This is a genomic window from Mycobacterium sp. Aquia_216 (assembly GCF_026723865.1).
GTDB lineage: Bacteria > Actinomycetota > Actinomycetes > Mycobacteriales > Mycobacteriaceae > Mycobacterium.
Genome location: NZ_CP113529.1, coordinates 3,973,121 through 3,994,895, shown reverse-complemented (window position 1 = coordinate 3,994,895; position 21,775 = coordinate 3,973,121). Strand labels below are relative to the sequence as shown.

Annotated in this window: 21 protein-coding genes and 1 pseudogene; 8 read left to right on the top strand and 14 right to left on the bottom strand. The window is 63.4% G+C overall.

Translation table 11 applies throughout. From position 1 onward, the window contains the following. Positions 1 to 17 precede the first annotated feature (17 nt). Positions 18 to 239: a hypothetical protein gene (locus OK015_RS18735; RefSeq protein ID WP_268125303.1), complete on the top strand. Its 222-nt coding sequence runs from the start codon at positions 18 to 20 to the stop codon at positions 237 to 239. Here OK015_RS18735 and OK015_RS18730 read toward each other — a convergent pair. Together OK015_RS18730 and OK015_RS18725 are read right to left on the bottom strand one after the other, a co-directional pair. Further along, on the bottom strand, positions 236 to 2,008 hold the full coding sequence (locus OK015_RS18730; protein ID WP_268125301.1) for a DUF3556 domain-containing protein: 1,773 nt from the start codon (positions 2,006 to 2,008) through the stop codon (positions 236 to 238). The genes OK015_RS18735 and OK015_RS18730 overlap by 4 nt on opposite strands. An 877-nt stretch (positions 2,009 to 2,885) precedes the next feature. Then, positions 2,886 to 3,611: a GntR family transcriptional regulator gene (locus OK015_RS18725; protein ID WP_268125299.1), complete on the bottom strand. Its 726-nt coding sequence runs from the start codon at positions 3,609 to 3,611 to the stop codon at positions 2,886 to 2,888. A 183-nt stretch (positions 3,612 to 3,794) separates the two neighbouring features. Here OK015_RS18725 and OK015_RS18720 point away from each other — a divergent pair, with 183 nt between their 5' ends. Continuing rightward, a complete protein-coding gene (locus OK015_RS18720; RefSeq protein ID WP_268125297.1) occupies positions 3,795 to 4,988 on the top strand; it encodes an MFS transporter in 1,194 nt (397 codons plus the stop codon). Here OK015_RS18720 and OK015_RS18715 read toward each other — a convergent pair. Next, complete coding sequence (locus OK015_RS18715; RefSeq protein ID WP_268125295.1) at positions 4,942 to 5,622, bottom strand: PadR family transcriptional regulator; 681 nt, start codon at positions 5,620 to 5,622, stop codon at positions 4,942 to 4,944. The two genes, OK015_RS18720 and OK015_RS18715, sit on opposite strands and share 47 nt — an antisense overlap. Positions 5,623 to 5,692: 70 nt before the next feature. On the opposite strand from OK015_RS18715, the gene OK015_RS18710 reads away from it, so the two are divergent. After that, positions 5,693 to 6,769, top strand: coding sequence for an NAD(P)H-dependent flavin oxidoreductase (locus OK015_RS18710; protein WP_268125293.1), 1,077 nt, complete (start codon positions 5,693 to 5,695; stop codon positions 6,767 to 6,769). A gap of 125 nt (positions 6,770 to 6,894) precedes the next feature. Next, positions 6,895 to 7,296 (top strand): VOC family protein, encoded by a 402-nt coding sequence (locus tag OK015_RS18705; RefSeq protein ID WP_268125291.1) that lies wholly within the window; start codon positions 6,895 to 6,897, stop codon positions 7,294 to 7,296. 191 nt (positions 7,297 to 7,487) lie between these two features. On the opposite strand, the gene OK015_RS18700 is transcribed toward OK015_RS18705, so the two are convergent. Further along, positions 7,488 to 9,161: a GMC family oxidoreductase gene (locus OK015_RS18700; RefSeq protein ID WP_268125289.1), complete on the bottom strand. Its 1,674-nt coding sequence runs from the start codon at positions 9,159 to 9,161 to the stop codon at positions 7,488 to 7,490. Positions 9,162 to 9,289: 128 nt separating this feature from the next. On the opposite strand from OK015_RS18700, the gene OK015_RS18695 reads away from it, so the two are divergent. After that, positions 9,290 to 9,907: a TetR/AcrR family transcriptional regulator gene (locus tag OK015_RS18695; protein ID WP_268125287.1), complete on the top strand. Its 618-nt coding sequence runs from the start codon at positions 9,290 to 9,292 to the stop codon at positions 9,905 to 9,907. 3 nt (positions 9,908 to 9,910) lie between these two features. On the opposite strand, the gene OK015_RS18690 is transcribed toward OK015_RS18695, so the two are convergent. The 7 genes from OK015_RS18690 to OK015_RS18660 form a co-directional block, all read right to left on the bottom strand. After that, complete coding sequence (locus OK015_RS18690; protein ID WP_268125285.1) at positions 9,911 to 10,474, bottom strand: hypothetical protein; 564 nt, start codon at positions 10,472 to 10,474, stop codon at positions 9,911 to 9,913. A gap of 68 nt (positions 10,475 to 10,542) precedes the next feature. Continuing rightward, entirely contained in the window at positions 10,543 to 11,397 is an 855-nt protein-coding gene (locus tag OK015_RS18685; RefSeq protein WP_268125283.1) for a GNAT family N-acetyltransferase, read from the bottom strand. Between the two features lie 535 nt (positions 11,398 to 11,932). Beyond that, positions 11,933 to 12,436, bottom strand: a complete 504-nt coding sequence (locus OK015_RS18680; protein WP_268125281.1) for a DUF2505 domain-containing protein — start codon at positions 12,434 to 12,436, stop codon at positions 11,933 to 11,935. Positions 12,437 to 12,526: 90 nt separating this feature from the next. Beyond that, positions 12,527 to 14,194, bottom strand: a complete 1,668-nt coding sequence (locus OK015_RS18675) for an NRAMP family divalent metal transporter (RefSeq protein WP_268125279.1) — start codon at positions 14,192 to 14,194, stop codon at positions 12,527 to 12,529. Beyond that, the gene (locus OK015_RS18670; protein WP_442791129.1) at positions 14,191 to 15,528 is read right to left on the bottom strand and encodes a magnesium transporter MgtE N-terminal domain-containing protein; all 1,338 of its coding nucleotides are present in this window, start codon (positions 15,526 to 15,528) and stop codon (positions 14,191 to 14,193) included. Before OK015_RS18670 ends, OK015_RS18675 begins: the two co-directional genes overlap by 4 nt. A gap of 255 nt (positions 15,529 to 15,783) precedes the next feature. Then, positions 15,784 to 16,539, bottom strand: coding sequence for a sensor domain-containing protein (locus tag OK015_RS18665; RefSeq protein ID WP_268125277.1), 756 nt, complete (start codon positions 16,537 to 16,539; stop codon positions 15,784 to 15,786). Positions 16,540 to 16,651: 112 nt separating this feature from the next. Next, complete coding sequence (locus OK015_RS18660) at positions 16,652 to 17,401, bottom strand: sensor domain-containing protein (protein ID WP_268125275.1); 750 nt, start codon at positions 17,399 to 17,401, stop codon at positions 16,652 to 16,654. A 148-nt stretch (positions 17,402 to 17,549) separates the two neighbouring features. On the opposite strand from OK015_RS18660, the pseudogene OK015_RS29070 reads away from it, so the two are divergent. Further along, positions 17,550 to 17,860 (top strand): annotated as a pseudogene (locus OK015_RS29070) (bleomycin resistance protein). Between the two features lie 60 nt (positions 17,861 to 17,920). Here OK015_RS29070 and OK015_RS18650 read toward each other — a convergent pair. Next, positions 17,921 to 18,313 (bottom strand): DoxX family protein, encoded by a 393-nt coding sequence (locus OK015_RS18650; protein ID WP_268125271.1) that lies wholly within the window; start codon positions 18,311 to 18,313, stop codon positions 17,921 to 17,923. 92 nt (positions 18,314 to 18,405) lie between these two features. Further along, positions 18,406 to 19,470 carry a cupin domain-containing protein gene (locus OK015_RS18645; RefSeq protein ID WP_268125269.1) on the bottom strand — a complete coding sequence of 355 codons (1,065 nt, stop codon included), beginning with the start codon at positions 19,468 to 19,470 and terminating at the stop codon, positions 18,406 to 18,408. Between OK015_RS18645 and OK015_RS18640 the strand changes: the two genes are divergently transcribed. Then, positions 19,463 to 19,669 (top strand): hypothetical protein, encoded by a 207-nt coding sequence (locus tag OK015_RS18640; protein ID WP_268125267.1) that lies wholly within the window; start codon positions 19,463 to 19,465, stop codon positions 19,667 to 19,669. The genes OK015_RS18645 and OK015_RS18640 overlap by 8 nt on opposite strands. A 190-nt stretch (positions 19,670 to 19,859) precedes the next feature. Beyond that, the gene (locus OK015_RS18635; protein ID WP_268125265.1) at positions 19,860 to 21,035 is read left to right on the top strand and encodes a thiolase family protein; all 1,176 of its coding nucleotides are present in this window, start codon (positions 19,860 to 19,862) and stop codon (positions 21,033 to 21,035) included. An 8-nt stretch (positions 21,036 to 21,043) separates the two neighbouring features. Here OK015_RS18635 and OK015_RS18630 read toward each other — a convergent pair whose 3' ends face one another. Beyond that, the gene (locus OK015_RS18630; protein ID WP_268132884.1) at positions 21,044 to 21,604 is read right to left on the bottom strand and encodes a hypothetical protein; all 561 of its coding nucleotides are present in this window, start codon (positions 21,602 to 21,604) and stop codon (positions 21,044 to 21,046) included. Positions 21,605 to 21,775 lie beyond the last annotated feature (171 nt).

The window sequence follows — 21,775 nt, the reverse complement described above, 5'->3', positions numbered from 1 at the left end:
GGGGATAATTGCCACGCATGGCCACGTTTCGAGCTATCGACCCCCACGGCGAGATAGTCGCGGCGAAGAATTTCGACAGCGCAGAGGCTGCACACGCATGGTTTATCGACACCATCGTGGATACTTCGGAGCTGGGTTGGCGCATGGAGGTCGACGACAACGGATCGTGGGCGTTCTTCGATGACACCGGCGGCTTTACCGCCCCGGCGAGTCGTCCCCCAACGCCACGGTGCAACTAATCGGCTGCGGATAGCCGTTTTACGGCATCGCCGTCGTGGGTCAGGTGGACGGGGAACTGGTCGCCGGGTTCGGGCCACGGCTGACGCGTCAACATGTCCTCGACGTTGACGTAGCCTTCCTCGATCAGGCCGGTCTTGGCGTCCGCGATGCGATACCACTGCCGTTGGATGTGAATCGGTTGCCCTTCCAAGACGACCACCCGGACATCGCCCTCGTCGAAGTGGCAGCGCCGCTGCAAGGCCTCTAGCAGTTGCTCGTTGTGCAGGTGGCCTTCGCCGAAGTTCCACCCGACCAGGGGGCCGGCGACGATTTCGCCCTCGCGCATCCGGTAGTCGGCTTCGTTATCGACGGCGCGAGTGAGCAACCCGTTGAGTGCACGACCGTGAGTGTGCATCGATCGAAAGGCACCGGCCTTGTCAATGGTGATTTCGGCCGTTGCCGGGTCGTAGAGCTTGGCCAGTTGCTTGGCGGTCAGCGCCGAACTCTTCACGACGTTGGCTTCGATCTTTTCTTCGGCACCCGCACGGAAGCACCACACGCTGGTCGCCCAGTTTCCGGCGTAGTAGCGCATCGCGGGCAGAAACGAAAACTGCTGGGGGAAAAAGTTTCCCAGGATTGGCACCACCGCGAGCCCAAGAAGCAGGATTGCGAGCAGTAGCGGTGACTGCAGGTCGGTCGCGTGGATCGCACTGTAGTGCCCGAACAAATAGAACAGCGAGAAGATCAGGAATACGTTCCACTCCAACGGAACTCCCATCGGGAGGTTGGAAATGATGTTGAGGTGGAAGATCACCATAAAGGCGATCAGGAACCACGCCCAGCGGTGCCCGTCCGCGAAGAAGACCAGAACCAAGGGCACCAGGAATTCGGCCGTGGTGCCGCCGACGTGTGCCATGACTTTCGGCACCCACGAGGGACGAAGGTCATTGACCGGGTCGCGGTAAAGCCGGTGTTTTACCCGGTTGAACAATTTGCTCCGCAAGAGCGGATGGTTGCTCGTCATTACCGCCACGACATAGGGGAAATGATGGTTGAGCTTGGAGGTCGCCGCACCCCACCACAGTGCGAGCATGATGATTTTGAAGCCGGCGATCTGATCGGTGAACGCGAAGAAGAACACGAACAGGGTCAGCCAGTAGTGTTCGCCGCGCGCCGCGAGGAAGACCGTTTTGTCGCGCAAACCCAACAGCGCCAGCGCGATGATCGCCGGGACCAACACAACGGGATTGAGCAGGCCGACATCGCCGGCCGGGGTCGCCGGCCCGCCGCGGCCCGGCGACAGCAGCGCCCAGATGCCGGAGCCCAATACGATGACGTAGAGACCCACGTCGACGATCGTGCGACCATCGCCGCGCGTGAACGGGACTACCCGCGGCCAGGGTGGCAGACGAATCGTGTTGGGCCGCAGCCAATAGAGGAACCCCCCGATTGGGGGCCAGAACCTTGCGGTGAGTGGACCCGACCCGCAGCCCAGGCCGAGGACCTCGAACAGCAGAGTGAAGACCACGACCTTCTGATAGACGATTGGTTGCGTCCACCAGACGCCGATTCGATCCAGGCCGCCCAGACCGGGGGTTAACGAGATGACCGCCGCGGCGCCACCGGCGTACGCGGCCATCTTGAGCACATACAGTAGATAAATCGCCGACGGGGTGCCGAAGCCGTGGTCCACCCAATGCCGAGTCACCACTTGCATCCTCGTGGATCGAGGCAGCGTGGGCCAGGTGTCGTGATCGACGTCTGGAAGGTCCGGCGTGATGAATCCCATGATGGCCTCGTTCCGCGTTGAACCCAGTAGGCGAATACTCAATGTATCGCAGCGTGTCGGTGGCCATCATCGTCATGGTTAGGCGACGCGAATTCAGAACAGCCACTTCGCGTAGCGATCGAGACAACGCGCGAAGCGGTATGGTCTAGACGACCGGGTTACGGCAGAGTTGGACCGCGTTCGACGAAGATATGCAGGCGAAAATAGCTGCAAACATGCGTAATTGGGATGCTTGCGCACCGATCTACGCGCGTAGCGACTTCTGCGGAGTAGACGACCGCGACCCGACGAGGTTTTGCGCCGTTCGAGTCGCGTGATCTCGGCCCGCTGGAGGGCCGCCAGGTCGTCCACCTACAATGCCATTTAGGCACGGGGACAACGGCAATGCGCTCAAAGGTGCGCACACCACCGGACTGGATTTCTCGGGTGTCGCCGTGCGGGAGGCGCAGCGCATCGCGCGCCAGGCGACGGGAGGTCCGAGTATCAGGCAACCGAATTGCGCAGCGAGCTTCGGGATCTGCGTAGTCGGCGCGTCTTTTACCCGGTCGGCAATCTGCTCAACTCCCGGTGTGACCAGCGGTCTGCTTCCGCGCGGTCGATGTTCTTCCAGCCGTGACCCGCATTACGGGCACCGTAATGCGGGTGCCTGGGGCGGCATCAAAAAGCTTGTTGTCGAGGGTGATTCGATATCGGCCGGAGAGAATCAAGAAGTGTTCGTCCTCGTTGCGGCGCAGGTGGGTCGGGACGGCGCACCCCGGGGCGGCTAGCGACTCGCTGATCGCGTACGCACCACCGCTGGTCCGGCCGTCGACGCGAATCGCTTATCGCTCACCTTCCGCGGCCTCGGGCCAGGCCGGCTCGTCGGTGTCCGGCATGGCTATTCCTTGCCGGGTGGGTCGTTCGCTTCGGAAAGGAAACGATGGAGCAGGTTGCCGGTGTCGAGGAGATGCTCGGTGACCAGCGATTGCGCAGTGCCGACGTCGCGCTGACGAACAGCCTTGAGCAGTGCAGCGTGCTCGCGGTCGGACGCACGCTTGTACGTGGGCAGCCCGAACTTGAGCCGGAGATAGCGTTCGCCGCGCCCGTGCAGCATTCGGATCATGTCGAAGAGCTGTGGCCGCGCGGCGGGCACGTAGAGACTCAGGTGAAAAGCCTCGTTGCGGGCCACGTAGAGCGACGCATCGGTTTCGGCTGCCGCCGCCTTGCAGAGTGCCGTGGCATGCCGCAGTGAAGCCGGCGTGTGAGCGGGTATGGCCAGTCCAATGGCGAGACTTTCGAGCGCGGCGCGGATTTCATAGATTTCCCGTGCTTCCTCGGCCGATAACGGAGCAACGGTGGCGCCCTTGTTGATTTCGGCCTTTGCCCATCCTTCGCTTTCGAGCTGGCGCAGGGCTTCGCGAACCGGAATTGCACTGACAGAGAAGTGCCGCGCGATCGCATCCTGGCGCAATGGAGTGCCGGGCGCCAGGGTGCCATCGACAATTGCCGCGCGTAGCGCATTCGCGATCATCCGCGACGTGCTGCCGCGCTCCGCCAACGATAGCGACGCCGGTAGCGCGGCCGCCGGACCGACTAGGAAGGAACGTTTCGTTGCGCTCGTCATCACTATATTATATATAATTATGTACTCGCTTTAGTCCACTTCGCGAGCCAAGGCGGCGCAGCCCGGAGGCGCGATATGAGTTCAACGACGGAACGTGCGGTGCCAGTACGTCACCGCACGCCGCTCAGTCGCTCCCAGATCGTGGGGTTCTGGGGGGCATGGACGGGCTGGACGCTTGATGGGATGGATTCGTTCATCTACGCGCTGGTGCTCACGCCCGCGCTGACCGAGCTGTTGCCGCGATCGGGCGTCGCCGCGACGCCGGCCAATGTCGGGCTGGTGGGGTCGATCCTGTTCGCCCTGTTCCTCGTCGGCTGGGGTCTCTCGTTCATCTGGGGGCCGATCGCCGACCGCTTCGGGCGCACCAAGGTGCTGGCGGCGACGATCTTCACCTTCGCAATCTTCACCGGGCTGTCGGCCATGGCGCAAAACGTCTGGGAGCTTGCCAGCTTCCGCTTCATCGCCGGTGTCGGGATCGGTGGCGAATGGGCCCTCGCCGGGACCTATGTGGCTGAGGCCTGGCCGGAGGACCGGCGCAAGATGGGCGCAGGGTACCTGCAGACCGGTTACTACGCCGGCTTCTTCCTGGCCGCAGCGCTCAACTACACGGTCGGTGTCCATTTCGGTTGGCGCGCAATGTTTCTCACGGGAGCATTACCGATTGTTGTGGCGATCGCGATCCTGACGCGTGTGAAGGAGACCGAGAAGTGGCAGCGGGCGGAGGGGGAAGGTAAGGCCCGCGTGAACCCGTTGCGCGAAATTCTCGGCGCGCGCTATCGGCGTCGCACCTGGGTGGCGTGTGCGCTGGTGACGATCGCGATCGTGGGTTTGTGGGCGGGCACGGTGTACGAGCCGACGGCCGTGATCCAGCTGGCGCAGAAGGCGGGTCTGGGCAAGGGCGATGCGACCAGAACCGCTTCGTGGGCCACTGGGTTGTTGTCGATCGGGACCATCCTGGGTTGTCTCGTCCTGCCCGTGATCGCGGAGCGCGTCGGACGCAGGAAGACCGCAGCGTTCTATTTTGCGGGGATGGCGGTGGCGATTGCCGGCAGCTTTGGCTGGGCGTTCTATCTGCCCAGCGGCCTCGGACCGTTTATCGCGTGGCTGTTCGTGCTGGGTTTCTTCGGCGGCAACTTCGCGCTCTTCAGCCTCTGGTTACCCGAGCAGTTCGAGACACGTGTGCGCGCAACGGCGTTTGCGTTCTGCACGTCCTTTGGCCGCTTTGTCGGTGCCGGCGTGAACTTCTTGCTCGGGGCGGCAGTGCTGCACACGCATACCCTGGGCTTGCCTGTCGCCCTGACGGCGGTTGTTTTCGTGATCGGACTTTTCATCATTCCGTTGGCGCCGGAGACGCACGGCGAGATGCTGCCACCGTAGGGGCGTCGTCGGTGTACCGGTCGGGCCATCCGGAGGTCAACGCATGGGGTGGCACCGCGGCGCCGGTCGCCGGCGTGACGCCGGTCCAATCGCCAATCGCATCCTCGGCCCAACATGCCCAGCGGATAAGAGCTTCGTATTGGCCCATCAGCAGCTTGCCGGCGAGCGAAGCGACCGGGAGGCGGTCTGGGAACGGCCCACCCGTGGTCTCGAACTCCGTTGACCTGTCCATTATTTGAGCGAGCCGTGCTTCGGCGTCAGCCCTGATTTCTCGCACTGTCGCGCGCAGCTGACTCAGATCGCCCGCGTCGGCGAAGGCCACCTTGATCATCGCTTCGAATTCCATCCGCATGCCCGCGGCGGGCCCGTCCAGCCAGTCGCGTAACGCGGCGCGTCCGGCATCGGTGATCTGGTACACGGTGCTGCGCCGTTTGCCGGTGAAGGTGACCTGCGAGGCGGCCAGTCCGGCGCCGACCAGCTTCTTCGGCTCTTCATAAATCATGCTGGCGGCCCGTGGCCAGAACCAGCTCAGCGTGCGCTCCATCTGTTGCGCGAGTTCATAAGTCGTAAACGGCTGGATGGAGAGCAGCCCGAGTATCGCAAAAGATGTCGAGCTCAACTGCTTGCGGGACATGGGTTGACAATACTCCAGATCGGACTAATCTTAAAAATAGTCTGATCTGGAGTATCTGCGAGGAGATGCCATGACTGATTCGACCGGCGATTCGGCGGCCGCCCTGCAGACGCGGTTGACCCGCGAATACGACATCCGCTATCCGCTCGTCGGAGCGGGCATGGGGTTCATCGCGCACGAGCGGCTCGCCGCGGCGGTTACCAATGCCGGCGGATTGGGCGTGCTCGGCGCCTCCCCGGATCCGCCCGAAAGCCTGGCCGTCATGGTGGAACGACTGCGCGCCCTGACTTCTGGGCCATTCGGCGTGGATCTCATCTGCGCCGACACCGGACTCGGACCCGCAAGCACGGACGCGCACATCGACGAATGCATCAGCCTGAACGTGCCGCTGGTCGTGTTTCATCACGACCCACCCCCGGCCCGCTGGGTCGGCGCACTGCGCGCGGCGGGAATACGCGTGTGGATGCAAGCCTCCTCGCCGGAGATCGCCGCGACCGCAATCGGATTCGGAGTCAGCGCAATAGTCGCCCAGGGCAGTGAGGCGGGCGGCCATGCCCGTGGGCGGATACCGCTGCACGCATTGTTGCGGACCATCCGGCACAGCTGGCCCGACATGCTCGTGCTCGCGGCAGGCGGCATATCCGATGGGACGGCGGTAGCGGCAGCTTTACGGACAGGCGCGGACGGAGTATGGGTGGGAACCGCGTTGGTCGCCGCAACGGAGGCTAATGCCCATTCCGAATACCAGCGTCGACTCGTCGACTCGTCCGGCAAGACGTTGCGCACCAACGCCTTCGGGCCCGAGTGGCCCGATGAGCCTTACCGGCTTCTCGCGACTCCCGCGGTGCGCAGCGCTGGGACGAGCGCCCACAATGCCGCGCACCAGCAGGGCGACAGCATCGGGCGCACGCGGCTTTTTCCACACTCCGCCAACATGTCCTACGATTTGCCGGTGCGGTCGGCATTGCCCCCCACGCCCGAGACCAGCGGTGATTGGGAGTCGATGGTATACCCGGCCGGACAAGGAGTGGGCGCGGTCCGACGCATCGCGCCGGCCGCCGACATCATCGGGCTGATGATGGACCAGGCCCATAAAGCGATCCGCAGTGACCACCCGTCGCCGGGATTGCACGAATGTCAGGCGTGAACCGCGTGATCGCAGGAATCTGTTGCAGTACTTGGGATGTTGAACTCAACGCGCGATGATTGGGATTGCACCCGTCGAGCCGACGCCGAGACATCGCCATCCAAATCAAAGTCCAGAGGATTTTTATGCCAACTTTCAGCAGGGTGTCGCACATTTCCTTCTCGGCTCGTGACGCCGAGGCCAGCGCTCGATGGTGGGCCGCGCTGCTCGACCTGACCGAAATCGACCGGGTCGGCGGCGACGGATGGCGCGCGATCTTGTTGATGCATCCGAGCACGCGGACCATCATCGAGTTCCAGCAGCACGACGCGAATCAAGGCGAGGCATTCGACCCACGACGTACCGGGTTGGATCACATGGCATTCAAAGTCGACACGCGTGGCGAACTCGACGAGTGGCTGGCGCGTTTCGAGCAGCTCGGCGTCAGGCATGCGCCGATCGCCGACCGCGAATACGGTGCGGTCCTGACGTTCAAGGACCCTGACGACATTCAGTTCGAAATGTTCTTCAAGGCCGATCACCCGTAGCGCCACGAATGGCTCTCGGACCGAACCGCGGAGGCCCGGACGCACCGTGGTACGTACACGTTCACCGCTGAGTGCGCTTCGCGGGGCCGAAGGAGGGCGCGCCGTCATCGCCGATCTCACCTTCGAGTCGGATTGCTATGTACCGGCTACCTTTGGTTCGCTCGTCTGCACACTCATGCTGCTGGCTGTGCTCACTGAGACGATGCTTTCGGTTTGGTGGCGGCGGTGATCCGTGGCGATCGTCTGTCAGCAGCGGACGTCGGGGTCGGGCGGCGGGAGTTCTTGATGTGATCAGCCCCCTTTTCGGCGATCATGACCGTGGCCGCGTTGGTGTTCCCACTGATGATCGCGGGCATCACCGATGCGTCAACCACGCGAAGTCCGTCGATGCCGCGGACCCTGAGATCGGTGTCGACGACCGCTCGTTCGTCGACACCCATCGCGCAAGTTCCGACCGCGTGGTACTCGGTCTGCGACCAGTTCCTCGCGTGAGCGGCCAGGGCTGCGTCATCCGGGTTCGCCTCGGCGGGCAGGTTCACTCCCTTGACGAACTTTCTGAACGCGGGCTGCTGTGCGATCTCGATGGCCGCTCGCAGTCCGGCGATGACTTCGTGGATGTCTGCCGGATCGGTGAAATAAGCCGGATCGATGCGGGGAGGCATCAGCGGATCGGCAGAGTCCAGCCACAACCGACCGCGGCTACGCGGGTGAGTCACGGCGACGTTCATGGTGAAGTTGGGCAGCGGCGGGCTGAAATGTCCGTGGTCGACGAATGACGTTGGTCCACCGATAAATTGGATGTTCGGGACGGCTCCGCCGTTGCTCGACAGGAATGCTCCCACCTCGGCACCGTTGGATGCGAAGGGACCGCCGCGCCGGTTCTGCCAGAGCGCAAGGTTTTCCGGGTTGGCCAACTCCAGCAGATCGGTCGAGCCCTGAGTCGCCCAGACGATGGGGGTCATCGTGTGATCGTGCAGGTTGTCCCCAACTCCCGGCAGGTCGGCTTTCACGTCGATGCCCAGTGCGCGAAGCTGATCGGCCGGGCCGATGCCCGACAACAGCAGCAGTTGCGGCGAGTTGATGGATCCGCCGGCGAGAATGACCTCCGCCCCGGCGTAGGCGGTCGCCTCGGCGTCGTCGCGTAGGTAGGCTACGCCGACTGCGCGTGAGCCATCCACGAGAATGCGGGTCGCGTGGGCGTTGACCTGCACGGTGAGGTTCGGCCGGGCCAGCGCTGGCCTCAGGTAGCCATCGGCCCCCGACCACCGCCAACCCTGATGGCAGCTGACTTGATAAGAGCCTGAACCGATTTGGGACGCGCCGTTGAAGTCGTCGGTGGCCGCCAGGCCCCATTCACTGGCCGCGCCGATCCAGCTGTGCGAGAGCTCGTGTGTGAACATTCTGTCCTCGACATGTAGGGGACCGCGTTGTCCATGCAGCGGTCCACCGAGTCGACTGTTGTTCTCGGCCTTGATGAAGTAGGGCAGCACATTGTCGTAATCCCAACCAGTGCAGCCGCGTTCGCTCCATCCGTCGAAGTCGGCTCGGTCGCCGCGGATGTAAACCATCAGGTTGATCGACGATGAACCGCCCAGCGTCTTGCCGCGTGGATACGTGGTCGAGCCCTGATAGTGCGTCTGCGGTTCGAGGCGGTAATTCCAGTCGATTTCCGTTCCGAACAGGGAGCCGAAGATCGCCGGTACCCGAATCGCGTCCAGCGTGTCCTCGGGGCCGGCCTCCAGCAACAGCACCTGAACTGACGGGTTCTCGGACAGTCGATTGGCCAGTACGCATCCCGCGCTGCCGGCACCGACGATGACGTAGTCGAACGAATCGGGTGGTGAAGGTCGCCGTGAAGAGCTCATGCGTCGAACGTACATCTATCTAGGGTCAGATGCAATCAGATGGTGACTGCCCCCACATTGTAGAGTCTCAAGGGCGCAGGTTGGCTAGGGTTTAACATCGTGGGACACGTGCAATCAGAAAGTTTCGGATGAGAGATTACGACGGAAAGACCGCGGCGGAACGGGTCGCTGAGCGCCGCGCGCGACTCGTCGGCGCGGGCATCGAGTTGTTCGGCGAGCATGGCTACGCCGGCACCTCCATTCGCTCGGTGCTGCGTCAAGCCGGCCTGCGCGATCGGTATTTCGGTGAGAGCTTTGCCGATCTGGACGCGCTACTGGCAGCCGCCTACGACCAACTGATCGACGGTGAAGTCAGCGCATGCCGAGCCGCGATCGAGGCGACCACCGGGGCATCGGAAGGGGCGCGGGCGATGATCGACGCCATCAGCCGCTCGCTAGAGGGCAACCCAGGCCATGCGCGTATCAAGCTTCGCGAGGTGTTTTCCGGCGGACCAATGGTTCAAGTCGAACGCCAAGCGGGCCTCCGCAAGCTGGCCCAGCTCGTCGCCGACTTGCTGCCGGATGCGGCCGGCGCCGACGACCGTGAGCGGCTGCTGCTCGGCGTCGGTGTGGTAGCCGCCGCCGACGCCTACTTACGCGCTTGGCTGGACGGTGAATTGGACGTCTCGCGCCAAGACGTGGTCGACCTTGTCACGCAGGTCTTCGACTCAGTCGCTGCCGGTATGACGATCAGCCGGTCGCGGTAGCCGTCAGACGCCGTCGACCTGGAGCAGGGCGTGGGCTTTGAGCGTCGACTGGGCGTGGGCGACAAATCGTTTCCGGGCCTCGCCCAGTGCTGCTAGTTGGGCGTCGACGGCGGCGCGGGTCTGTTGGACGTGTTGCGCGGCCGCTGAGGATCGGATGGTTTCGCGATGGGCGTTGGCGGGTTCGACCACCTGGTCGGCCGCGTGACGAATTTCCGCGCAGGTGGCCGCCAATTCGGGAAAACCGATGAGGCTCAGGCTATCCGCGGTGGCGGATAGTCGCCGGATCTCACCTGCCAGCGTGAGCATGTTTTGGGTGAATACGTCGTCGTTGGTGGCGAATGAGCGTGCGTTGTACAGGCGGTCGATCTCGAATGCATGTCCGGCAGCGTGTGATCCGAGCTGCAAGAGCGTCTCTCGTAACCATTTGTGATGATCGAGCACGCGCGCTGACCGGATCGCGGCCTGGCTGTTTTTGTTGTTGATCATGACGCCGACGACCGCGGTCGCGGAGACGATGATTGATCCTGCGAGTGGTAGCCAAGGCAGCCACCAGTGCGTGTTGTCCATGGTGTGCCAGTATTCCCGGCCGGTAAGCGCGCGGCGACCCGCCGCGGTCGCGCCCTGCCCGCCGGCCGTCAGTAGCCGATCGACGCCAAGAAGGAACCGCGCGGCTCCTGGTAGTACCCCAATGCCATCAGGTTCAGCATGTAGACGATCCGCAAGCCGTGCTCGAAACACCATCGCAACAGCTCGGCGTTACGCAAGGGAACAAGAAATCCATTCCAGGAGAACTCGTTTGCGCTGGCGATCAATGCCATCAGATCTTCGTTGCTCACCGCAACAGAGTGGCCGGTGAAACCGACGTCGGTCGTGTATCCGGTTATTCGACCGTCGCGTTCGACAATCTTGGCCGACCCATGCGCGATCGCATCGCGCAATTCGCCACTTCGATCGTGGCCGTGCACCTGCAAACAGAGCTTGTCGCAGTCGGCCAAATCCACTTCTTGAGCTGCGCGCACATCGAACCCGCTGATTTCCATCGATAGTGGCTTGCCCTGGATTGCCGCAAGTGGTTCACGGGTCTGAAAGCCGAGCTTGGTATACAGGCTCATCGACCGGTTGTGATACGCGACCTGTACCAGCCGCACACCCAATGCCTGGCGCTCCGCACTTCGATCCAACACCGCCTGCATCAAGGCGCGACCGACGCGGCCATCCTGCGCGTCGGTAGCCACGCTGACCGGGCCCACACTAAAGATAGACGAACGTTCGTCGAGAAAGTTGCTGCCGATGACCCGACCATCGGATTCGGCCACGACGCTGAAGTATTCGGGATGAGGCTGCAACGCCGAGACGAGATCGTGAGCATGCTGTACCGAGGGGAAATCCGACGGAAAATTATGCCGGGCGGCAATCGCGTTGAAGGCTTTGTAGCAGATGCGCGCGCACTCGTTGGTGTCTGCCTGCGTCATCTTGCGTATGCGGGTCATTTGGTCTTCCTTGTTCGTCGCCTGCACTAACGACGTAGCCTACCGAGCTGAACGGCGGCTAACACCGTGCAGCTGAAAGGCTTACCCTCTCAGAAAGTAGTTAGTGCCTCGTATCGGCGCGAATACACAAGGGGGAGAACCGCGTACGCAAGAACCTTTAGCTACCAGGCCCGATCACGAAACAGCGACCACTGCTCGAGGCGGGCAGGACCTCGTGCACCAAGGACTTATCGATCGTCGGGAATTCGAAGCGATGCGTCTGTAGCCGGCTTCGATGGCGGCATCTTGAGACTCGTTGGTGCCGTCCTTCTTACGCAACTATCGCTGTGACTTTGTCGAGGGCTTCGGCAAGATTGGTGATGGTTTTGCCGAGCTCGACCCATTCGATCTTGACGCCGGTTGCGAGCCGCACGCCGTGACGGCGAGGTAACCTATCGCGGTGGTGCCGATCAATCGCAAAATGTTCGACATTCACTCACAACGGCACAGCGGATACGGTCCCATCGCGAGTTTGCTGTAACGGCATGTACAGCTCCTAAGTGTGGTCGGCGATCCAGGTGGTGGTGAAGCGCTGCACCGCGGGGATGCTCTCGGCCAAACCGGCTCCGAGGGTCTTCTCGAGTTTGCCGCCCACCAATGGAATTTTGACTTCGACCTTGACGGCGAACCGCATCTGCGTGCCGTTGCCGGTGGGCTCCAGCCACGCTTCCGCGCGCCCACCGCCCAGCCCGGGCGACGTCGTGACGTTGACCCGGCCGCGTACCTGACCGTCGCCGGCCGATTCCCAGGTCTCCTCGTGCACGAGTTTGAGGTCGGCTGGGGAGAACTTGGTAACCAGGCTGGGCAATAGCTGGCGGCCGACGTGCTGAGTGACGCGTACCGCCACTGCGCCGTCGTCGTCGACAATCAGCGAGTCCAGCGTGGTGGGGGCGTCTCCGATCGCGATGCGGGCCAGCCAGTAATCCTCGCTGCTGAACGCCGCGTGAATTTGTTCAACGCTGGCGGGCGATTCGGTCAAGACGTCGAATGATCGCGACATAGCAACCCATTCTTACCGAAGTCGCGCGGTCGTGTTCGGGCTTACCCCGAAACGCCTGGACGCCAATGGAACTGCGCATGCAAAATCGTGTCAGCGGCTGATCTGTACGGCCTTCACTACCAGCAGCAGCGCGCCGACCACCAGGTAGCCGCGCAGGGCGATCATGCCCAGTCGCGTTCCAGGCGACCAGGTGACCGGCTCCAGCAGGGTCAGGGGCGGCATCCGCCACGTGCTGCGGTCGATGGGGCGCACCGGGAGTTTCGTCGGCGACGGTGCGGGTTGCCGACGCGCCATCCAGCGCAGCGCGGGCACCGCGCCGGCGGTCAGGACGATTAGGGCCAGGGCCAGGTATGCCGCGACCGCGACGACGTTGATGTCGGGGAACAACGTGGTAGCCATCAAGATCCCAGACAGCAACAGCAGGATTCCGACGATCAGCCCCGCGACCCAGTTGAGCCAGGACCGATTTACCCAGGGCCCCAATACTTCCCGGTCATTGCACAGCAGTAGGAGGAATACGCTGGCGCTGGGTAACAGCAAGCCGGCGAGGGCCTGCACCGCGGTGGTGATCAACCCGAGCGGAGCGCCGGGGATCAGGACGATCGCGGCGGCCAGTGCCACCATCGCGGCATACGATACATAGAACTGCTTGGCATCGGTGAACCCGCGGTGCAGCGAGTGCTTGAGACCGAACACGTCGCCGAAGGCGTAGCTGGTCGCCAGGGTCACCGCGGCCGCGCCGATGATCGATGCGTCCAGCAGCACGATGGCGAACACCGATCCGAGTGCCTCACTGTGTTGGCCGAGCAGCTTAGCGATGGCGCCGGCATCGGTGAAGCCGCCCACGGTATCGGTGGAACGGGCGGCCCAGTCGCCGGTCATCACCAGCGCCGTGGCACCGGCGACCACGACGAAGGCGCCCAAGATGGTATCGGCGCGTTCGTAGGCCATGAAACGGGGCGTGATGCGTTTGTCGACGACATTGGACTGCTGAAAAAATAACTGCCAGGGTGCCACCGTGGTGCCAACGATCGCGATGATCAGCAGCACCGCGTCCGAGCTGACACCGCCCGAAATGCTCGGCATCACAAACGACTTCGCCGCATTTCCCCACTGTGGGTGCGACATCAGCAGCATCGGAATCTGCAGCAGGGTAACCGCGATGAAAACGAACATGGCGCGCTCCCATCGCCGGAAGCTGCCGCTTGCCATGATCGCCACCAGTGCAACGGCCGATATCGGCACCACGACGTATTTCGAGACGCCGATATAGTCGGCGGCCAGGCTGATGCCGATGAACTCGGTGACGATCGTCAAGAAGTTGAGCAGGAAAAGGTCGCCGACGGAGAACCAGCCCCACCCGCGGCCGAAGCGTTCGTTGATCAATCGGGCGTGCCCCACTCCGGTGACCGCGCCGAGGCGCACCACCATCTCCTGGTTGACGATCAGCACCGGGATCAGTAGCAGGAGCACCCATAACAGGGAATAGCCGTAGTTCTGGCCGGCTTGGGCGTAGGTGGCCACGCCGCCGGCGTCGTTATCGCCAACCATGACGATGATCCCGGGACCGACGATGGCCAGCAGGGTCAGCAGCCGGGTCTTCAGCGTTCGCGGATGATCGACGTCGCTGAGTTTGATGCGGCCGAAGGCACCTTCGATATCACCCACATGCGCGGAGTCGAGCACCGCGGTGCGCTGTGGCGCTTTCTGCTCAACTGATGCCTCGGCGGGGACAGTCCGGTCCTCGCCGGTGCTCATTGCGCTCCACCCGTCGGCGCATGGGGGCTGCGCTCACCGCTGGCCTGGGCGATTTCACGGACGGGGCGCGGCGCGGGTTCGCGGCGGCGCCAGTCCTCGGGAATGGTGGCTTCCAGCACGTCGTCGACGGTGACCACGCCGAGCACACGATCGTCGTCGTCGACAACGGGCACCGAGTAGAGGTTGAAGTCGGCCATCAACAGCGCGATATCGGTCAGATCGGCATCCGAACTAATCCGCACCGGATCTGAATCCATCAGCGCTGCAACGTTTTCGGTCGGCTCCGAGTGCAACAGGGTGATGATCGACACCACACCTGCGAGCCGCTTGTCCGGATCGAGAACGTGCACTTTGATGAGTGCCTCGGGTTGTATGGTGCGCGCGGCGGCGACCAGCGCCAGCGCCTGCGCCGCGGTCGCGGTGGCAGCGCAGGAGACGAAGTCGACGTTCATCAGCCCGCCGGCACTTTCCGGATTGAACCCCATCAGGGTGGTCACTTTGGTGCGCTGCGGGCCGGGCATTAGGTCCAGTACGCGCCGGCGCCGCGACTGGCGCAGGTCGACGATCGCGTCGGCGGCATCGTCGGCCCGCATGCGGCCGAGCAACGCCGCGACCTCGTCGTCGGGCATTCCGTTGAGCAGCCGGGTGGCCTTGTCCGGGTCGAGCTCTTCGAACACGTCGGCTTCCAATTCCGGGTCGCTGCGGACCCGGTCGAGGATTTCGCCGCCCTCGGCCTTGTCGGCGTCCTCCAGAAGGTCGGCGATCTCGGCGGGTTTGAACCCGCGGAACCGGCCGGACAAACGGCGCGCGGCTTCGGTGCGGGCGTGACCGATCAGTGGTTCGAATGCTTTCCAATCGCGCGGCGCATGCCCGGGGGACTGCTTGATCAACCCGAACAACTTCGGTGGGCGACGAGTATCGAGTCGCGCAAGAACCCATCCGGCGCCGGTATCTTCCAATTCGATGTCGTAGGCGCGTACTAGTTCCACTGCGGCCACATCGATCAACCGGTGGCCCAGTACGTCGGCGCGCAGCAGAACCTCGCCGTCGCGGCGCTCAAAGCCGCGGAGGTCAATCTTGTTCTTGTCCAAGGTAATCCGGTCGGAGGCGTACTCGTGTATGGACGAGCTGCCGATGAATACCGGTCGCCCGCCGACTTCAGCCACGATCCCGGTCACCAACGGATACTCTTCGGCGCCGCGCAGCCGAACGATGACATCGTCAACCCGGCCTACCGTCTCGCCGGACCGCGCCACCACCGGAGCGCGCAACAGTGCCGAGAGATGGATTACGGGCCAGCCGTCTTGCTCGGCTGCGGTCCGTGATGCGCTCACCTGTCCTCCTCAACGCTGTGCAATGGGCGCCCGCGAGCGGACCTTCCATGTACTGCGAGGCTATGTGTGAGTTGGCCATATGGCCAGGTCTCGTTTGCGGCACCGAGACGCAGGCCGGACCAGTTCAGCGGCAAAGCGTAGGCCGCGACCGCCGTGCATAGCCAGACCCGTCAGGTAAACGACGGGCGACCATCAGGGATACGAAAGGTTTGGTTACCGCGCTTCAAATCTCTTGTGCGCGTGGCTGAGATGCGCTTACTGCTTGTCTACCTTGCCGGCAATCTGATTGGCGACGTCGACGGCCACGTTCGCTGGATCCTTGCGGCAGGCCTCGACATCGATAACGGCGTTGTTGCGCACCGTCAACGCCCGCTGGCAGCTCTGGGACAGGCCCTTGCCATTCCTGCTCGCGGTCACGGACGTGGACGTGCTCAACACCCCGTTGGTGTTGGAAACCGGCCCCACCTTCCACGCGATATCCGGTGTGTCGGCGTCGCCCGGAACAGTGTCTTGGCGGTTGGCGCAGGCCGGCCAGCGCTGCGCGGAGCTGGTGAAGAAGGCGTTTGCCTCCTTCGCGGAAGGGAACAGCACCACAACCTGGCTCACGTCTGGGTCCGGGTCATCCGATCCCGGAATGGACGCGCTGTCGCGTTCACCGTGTACCGCGATGTTGCCACTGCCGGCGTAGACGGAGCCTTCGGCGGTGCCCGTGATGTAAATGCATTCGTCGGGGAATTTGTATCCCTTGGGGAACAAGTCAGCGGGGTTGTCGGTATTCAACTGGTCGATCACTTTGTCACTCTTTGACCCCGTCACGCCCAGCGCACTGTCGATTTCGGCTGGCGTCAGCAAGACGTTCGCCAGTGCGGCCTGCGCGAGGGGAGGCTTCGACGCCGTCGCGGTCGTCGTAGTCGACGATGTCGAAGCGGTACCACCCCCGTTGCTACTGCCGCAGGCAGCGAGCAAGAGCCCTGTAGTGGCGACAGCGACGGCTGTGGCGAATTGGCGCATTGTTGGTGCCCTTCTGCTGGGGTCGGCTCGAAAAACGGTCCGCGCACCTCCACCGCGTGGCAATTGAGCGGGTGTTTGCGGGAGCGGGAGGGAGCATACGACACCGACACTCCTACTGTTTGTCGACTTTGTCAGCGATCTGATTGGCGATGGCCACGCCCATGCCGTCCGGGTTTTCGCGGCAGCCGCTGACGTCGATCACGACGTTGTTGCGCACGGTCAGCGCCCGCTGACAGTTCTGAGATTTTGTCTCACCGTTCTTGGTGAGGCTGATGAACACGGTGGTTCGCAGAACTCCGTCAGCGCTGGAAACCGGTCCCACCTCCCACTGAGCGCTCGCAGAGCCAGCATCGCCGGCGGGAACGTTGTCTTGGCGGTTGGCGCAGGCCGGCCAGCGCTGGGTGGAGGTGGTGAAGAAGGCGCTCGCCTGCTGGGCGGAAGGAAACAACACCACAAACTGGTTTGCGTTAGGGTTCACGCCATTTGACCCGGCCGAGGGCGCGGCAACCCGTTGGGCGCGAACCGCACTGCTCCCGCTGTTGGAATAGACCGGCGCGAGGCCGGGACCGATTATGTACAAGCATTCTTCGGGGAACCGGTATCCCTTCGGGCCCAAGCCGACGGTTGGGTCTTCTTGCAGCGAGTCGGACGCCTTGTCGGTGCGCCAACCAGTAACTCCCAGAGCACTGTCGATGTCGTCCGGACCGAGCAAGAGATCCGGGAGCGCGGCCGGCGCCAGCGCTTGCTTCGACGTGGTCGTGGGGATCTTCGTTTCGGGTGTGCTGCCAGTGCCGCCCCCGTTGCTATCGCAGGCCGCGACCAGCAACCCGATGGCGGCGACGGCGACTGGGAATTGGCGCATCGTTGGTGCCCCTTCCGCTTGAGTCGACTCGATATGCGTTCTGCACCCCACGCGTCGGCTGTTTGGAGGTTGTTTGCGGATGGAGCATACGACAGCATTCGTTCACATCGGCAGTACTTCCGAGGTGACAAACTGTGGTGTGCCCGGAATCGAATTCACCACGGTATCGCCGATCGTCCCCGTGCAAGATCTCGATATCGCCCTGGCTCGCTATCGCCGACTCGGGTTCGATGCCCGTGGCTACGAAGGTCTGGAGCGTTATGGCTTTGTCGACCGTTGGCCGGTGTCGATGCATCTCAGTGAATGGCCGATCACGATCCACTCCGCACGGCAGCCAGCGTGTATCTCTACGTCAGCGACGCCGACGCTCTGTACGCCGAATGGATGGCGCTGAAAGATCTCGACGGCCGCTTCGTGGAACCAGTCGATACCGCTTACGGTTTAAGGGAATTCGCCTAGGTCGATCCCGACGGAACCGCGCGTCGGGTCGGCTCGCCACTGCCTCGGTGACGACAGAAGCTAGCTGTTACGCATGATCTTCAATGCCGTGGTGATCATCGGAATCTGAAGCGGCAACCGTGCGAAGGCAGCGATGCGCATCGGCCACGGCTTGTTCCACCACAGCCGGCACATGTTGACGTTTGCCGGGAAGACCCCGACGAAAAGCAACACGGCTGCCAGCGCCGCCAACCGCCGGGTGCGGCGCGGCACCAGCAAGGCACCGGTGGCGATCTCGGCGACCCCCGATGCGTACGTGTAGAACCGCGGGCTGCCGGGCAGTTCGGCGGGAACAATCGTGTCGAACGGGGTGGGTGCCAGGAAATGCACGGTGCCGACGCCGATCAACATTCCGGCCGTTCGATATGCGGCCGACTGCGCTTCACGTTGAGCTGCGGCTGTGATGGAGGTCATGGCACCCATTGTGCTCATGCCGGGTGAACGTCGGCTTGTCGGGCTTGATCGACGCGACTTTGCTCAACAACTTGACGTTCGAGTCTTCATCGTTACCCGACGGCGGGCGCGTCGAGCGGGTTGATTCGGTTGACGATCAGCGGGTCGGCCTTCGTGAACGGGAAGTCGGGCAGGTCGTCGATGTGGGTGTCGAACGTGGCCGCGAGCACTTCACGTGAGTAGGCGCTGATCGACGTCCGGTAGCCGATGTCGGCGGGGGTGGGCTGATCGAAGAAGATGCAGAAGTGCATCTCCGGGGCTTCGGAAAGGGGACTGAAGACCTCGATGTGGTGCGGGTAGGCGCGGGGGACGAAGTACACGTCGCCCTCCCGCAGGTACCAGGTGTCGAGGTCGCCGCCGGGACCCATCACGGTCATGCGGGCCGCGCCCTTGTCGACGTATCCCATCTCCGCGGTGATCGGGTGCCAGTGCGGCTCGCGCATCCCGTCCTCGCGGATGCGCAACGAGTACATCGACAAGTCCCTGAGCGCGGGCCAGTACTGCACGCGGGCGGTTCTCGCTGACCCGACTGCGCTGGTGACGGGCGGCGTCATCCCGTCGACCGAGAACTTGTGTGGGTCGTCGAAGTAGGCGGTGGCGGGCACGTCGGGGTCACCGTCGCGGGCGGCCAGTGCGCGGTCTGCGGTGCTGCGGCGGATCGCCGCAAAATCCGCGGCCGGCAGGTCGTAGGTGTTGCCGAGCACGGCGTCGGTCATCGCTCCGAATGCGGCACCCAGTCCGAAATCCTCGGGACGTTCGCTGCGGAACGTGAGGATGAATTCGGCCGTGTCGGTGCCGATGTTCTCAATGTGGTGCAGCGAACCGGAGTCGATGTGGAACATATCGCCTGCGCCAACCACGAACGAGGCGAAACGGCTGCCGGTGTCGAGCACCGAAACCAAAGCGGTGCCCGAGACGCAGTAGGTCAGTTCGTTGGCATTGGCGTGCCAGTGCGGGGTGCGCATCGCGCCGGGGTTGATCAGCAGTCGCTTGATCGACAGGCCCTTGAGGATTGGAAAGACATCGGCGGTCAGACGGGTGATCGAACCCAGGTCGGATTCTTCGACGATTTCACCGTTGGTCAACGATGCGGCGTGTTTGCTTATCTGCGTGAACATTTCGTTCTCCTCGGCAGCTTCGGGGGTTACTGCACTCAGGATCCCGCCGTTGAGCGCCGCGCGTCCAACACCGCTCTTCGATGTGCCGATCACCGCCAGTTATCAAGCGACCGCCGACGGGTCGATGCGCTTACGCGGCGAACGTGAAGCCAGCTTCGCGCTGGGCTCCGAACGTGAAGTTAGTTTCACTTTCGGCTAGCGGGAAAGCCGTTAAGCGCGGTCGGCGTCGGTGAATCGGATGACGCGGCGGATGTTGTCTTTACCCGAACCGCTTAATTGTTAGCGCCGTCACAGAGCTCGGTGTACGGAATTTAGACCATTACTATTGCCTATACAGTATTTGATACGATTCGCGTCGTCTGACCGCCCACCGCAGCGAGGTTGAAAACATGGCTACACCCGTCATCGTCGGAGCCGCCCGGACCGCGATCGGTCGTTCCTTCAAGGGGGCGCTGGTCAACACCCCGCCCGAGACGCTGATTACGGCGGTGCTTCCTGAGGTGGTGCGCCGCTCGGGTGTCGACCCGGCAGACATCGACGACATCATCTTCGCCGAATCACATTACGGCGGAGGCGATTTAGCTCGATATGCGGCGACCGCGACCGGCCTGGACCATGTCCCGGGCCAGTCGGTCAACCGGCACTGCGCGGGCAGCCTCACGGCCATCGGCAATGCGTCGGCCCAGATCGGCTCCGGCATGGAGCGCGTACTGATCGCCGGCGGTGTGCAGTCGCTGTCGATGACGCCGCTGACGAACTGGCGCATTCCCGGGCCGGAGCTGAAGTTCGAGGAGCGCTGGATGCCGCCGACCCACGTCGAGACCCCGGACGCCCCCGCGAAAGACATGTCGATCACGGTCGGCTGGAACACCGCGCAGTCGGTCGGCATCACGCGCGAGGAGATGGACGCCTGGGCGGCCCGCTCACACGAGCGCGCCATCGCGGCCATCGATGCGGGCAAGTTCGTCGACGAGATCATCCCGCTCAAGATCACCCAGATTGACGGTTCGGTGGTCGACTTCTCCGTCGACGAGCACCCGCGCCGGGACACCACAGTCGAGAAGCTCGCCGGCCTCAAGGTGCTGCACCCCGAGATCGAGGGCTTCTCGATCACCGCCGGAAACAGCAGCGGCACCAACGACGCCGCCGCGGGCGTGGCCCTGGTCGAGAGCGATTACGCCGCGGCCAACAAACTGAATGTGCTGGCAACGGTCAAGGCCTGGGCCGCCGCGGGCGTGCCGCCGAGGGACTGCGGTCTGGGCGCGGTGAAGGTGATCGGAAAGGTGCTACAACGGGCTGGCTTGTCGCCGTCGGACGTGGCGCTGTGGGAGATCAACGAGGCGTTCGCGTCCGTGCCGATCGCGGCCTGTCGGGAGTACGGCCTCGACGAGGAGAAGGTGAACTTCTCCGGTAGCGGCTGCAGCCTGGGTCACCCCATCGCGGCCTCGGGCGCGCGCATGATCACCACATTGATCTACGAGCTGGCCCGCCGTGGCGGCGGCATCGGCGTCGCGGCCATGTGCGCCGGTGGTGGCCAGGGCGGTGCCGTCGTCATCGAGGTCTAAGCCGCTGCTCAGTTGCAGAACGTGTAGCCGATGAATTCGGTTTCGCGGGTGTTGCTGGGCGAGTAGTTGACGTAGTGCACCGCCGGCATCCCGTTGTACTGGGTGTCGATTTGTTGCGCGTTGGGCGGCGGCACGCCTTTGGGGAAGGCCAAGATCATGTCGCCGAAGATCTTGAGGCCGGGCTGGCAGATGGCATCCGACCGCGGCTTCTGCGCGTTCCACGCATGCACGACGACCGGTTCCGTGAGTTGGTAGCCCGCCGCGCAATTCGGATCGCACAACTTAAAAACGGCGGTGCCGGTTCCATCGGCGCCCTGCGGTCCCCACGAACTCCATGACATGTCTTGCAGCGCAACGGCAACGCTCGCGCACCCCAGGACGTTGAGCTTTTTCGGACGCGGGCTCGGTTGGACCGCGGGGTTGTAGCAGCCCGGAATGGCGTAGCTGTCCGGCGGCGCCAGTGGTTGGCTGGTGGACTGGGCCGACGAGCCGTGCTGGCTGTTGGTCAGTTTCACTCCGACGAAGATCAGCACACCGACCACCAGAAGGGCCACGACGATGCCGATCACCGTTAGCCGCCCCCGCGGAATGTGCCTCAACCCGTCCGGCGAGAAGACGTTGCCGCTCACGTTCTCCAGGTTATGTCAGAAGTCGTATGGCAGGGTGCCAGCGGCCCGGGCATCGAGGCACGGTAAATTCGGTCAACGCTACCAACATAAGGAAGTATCGAGGCTCTCGCG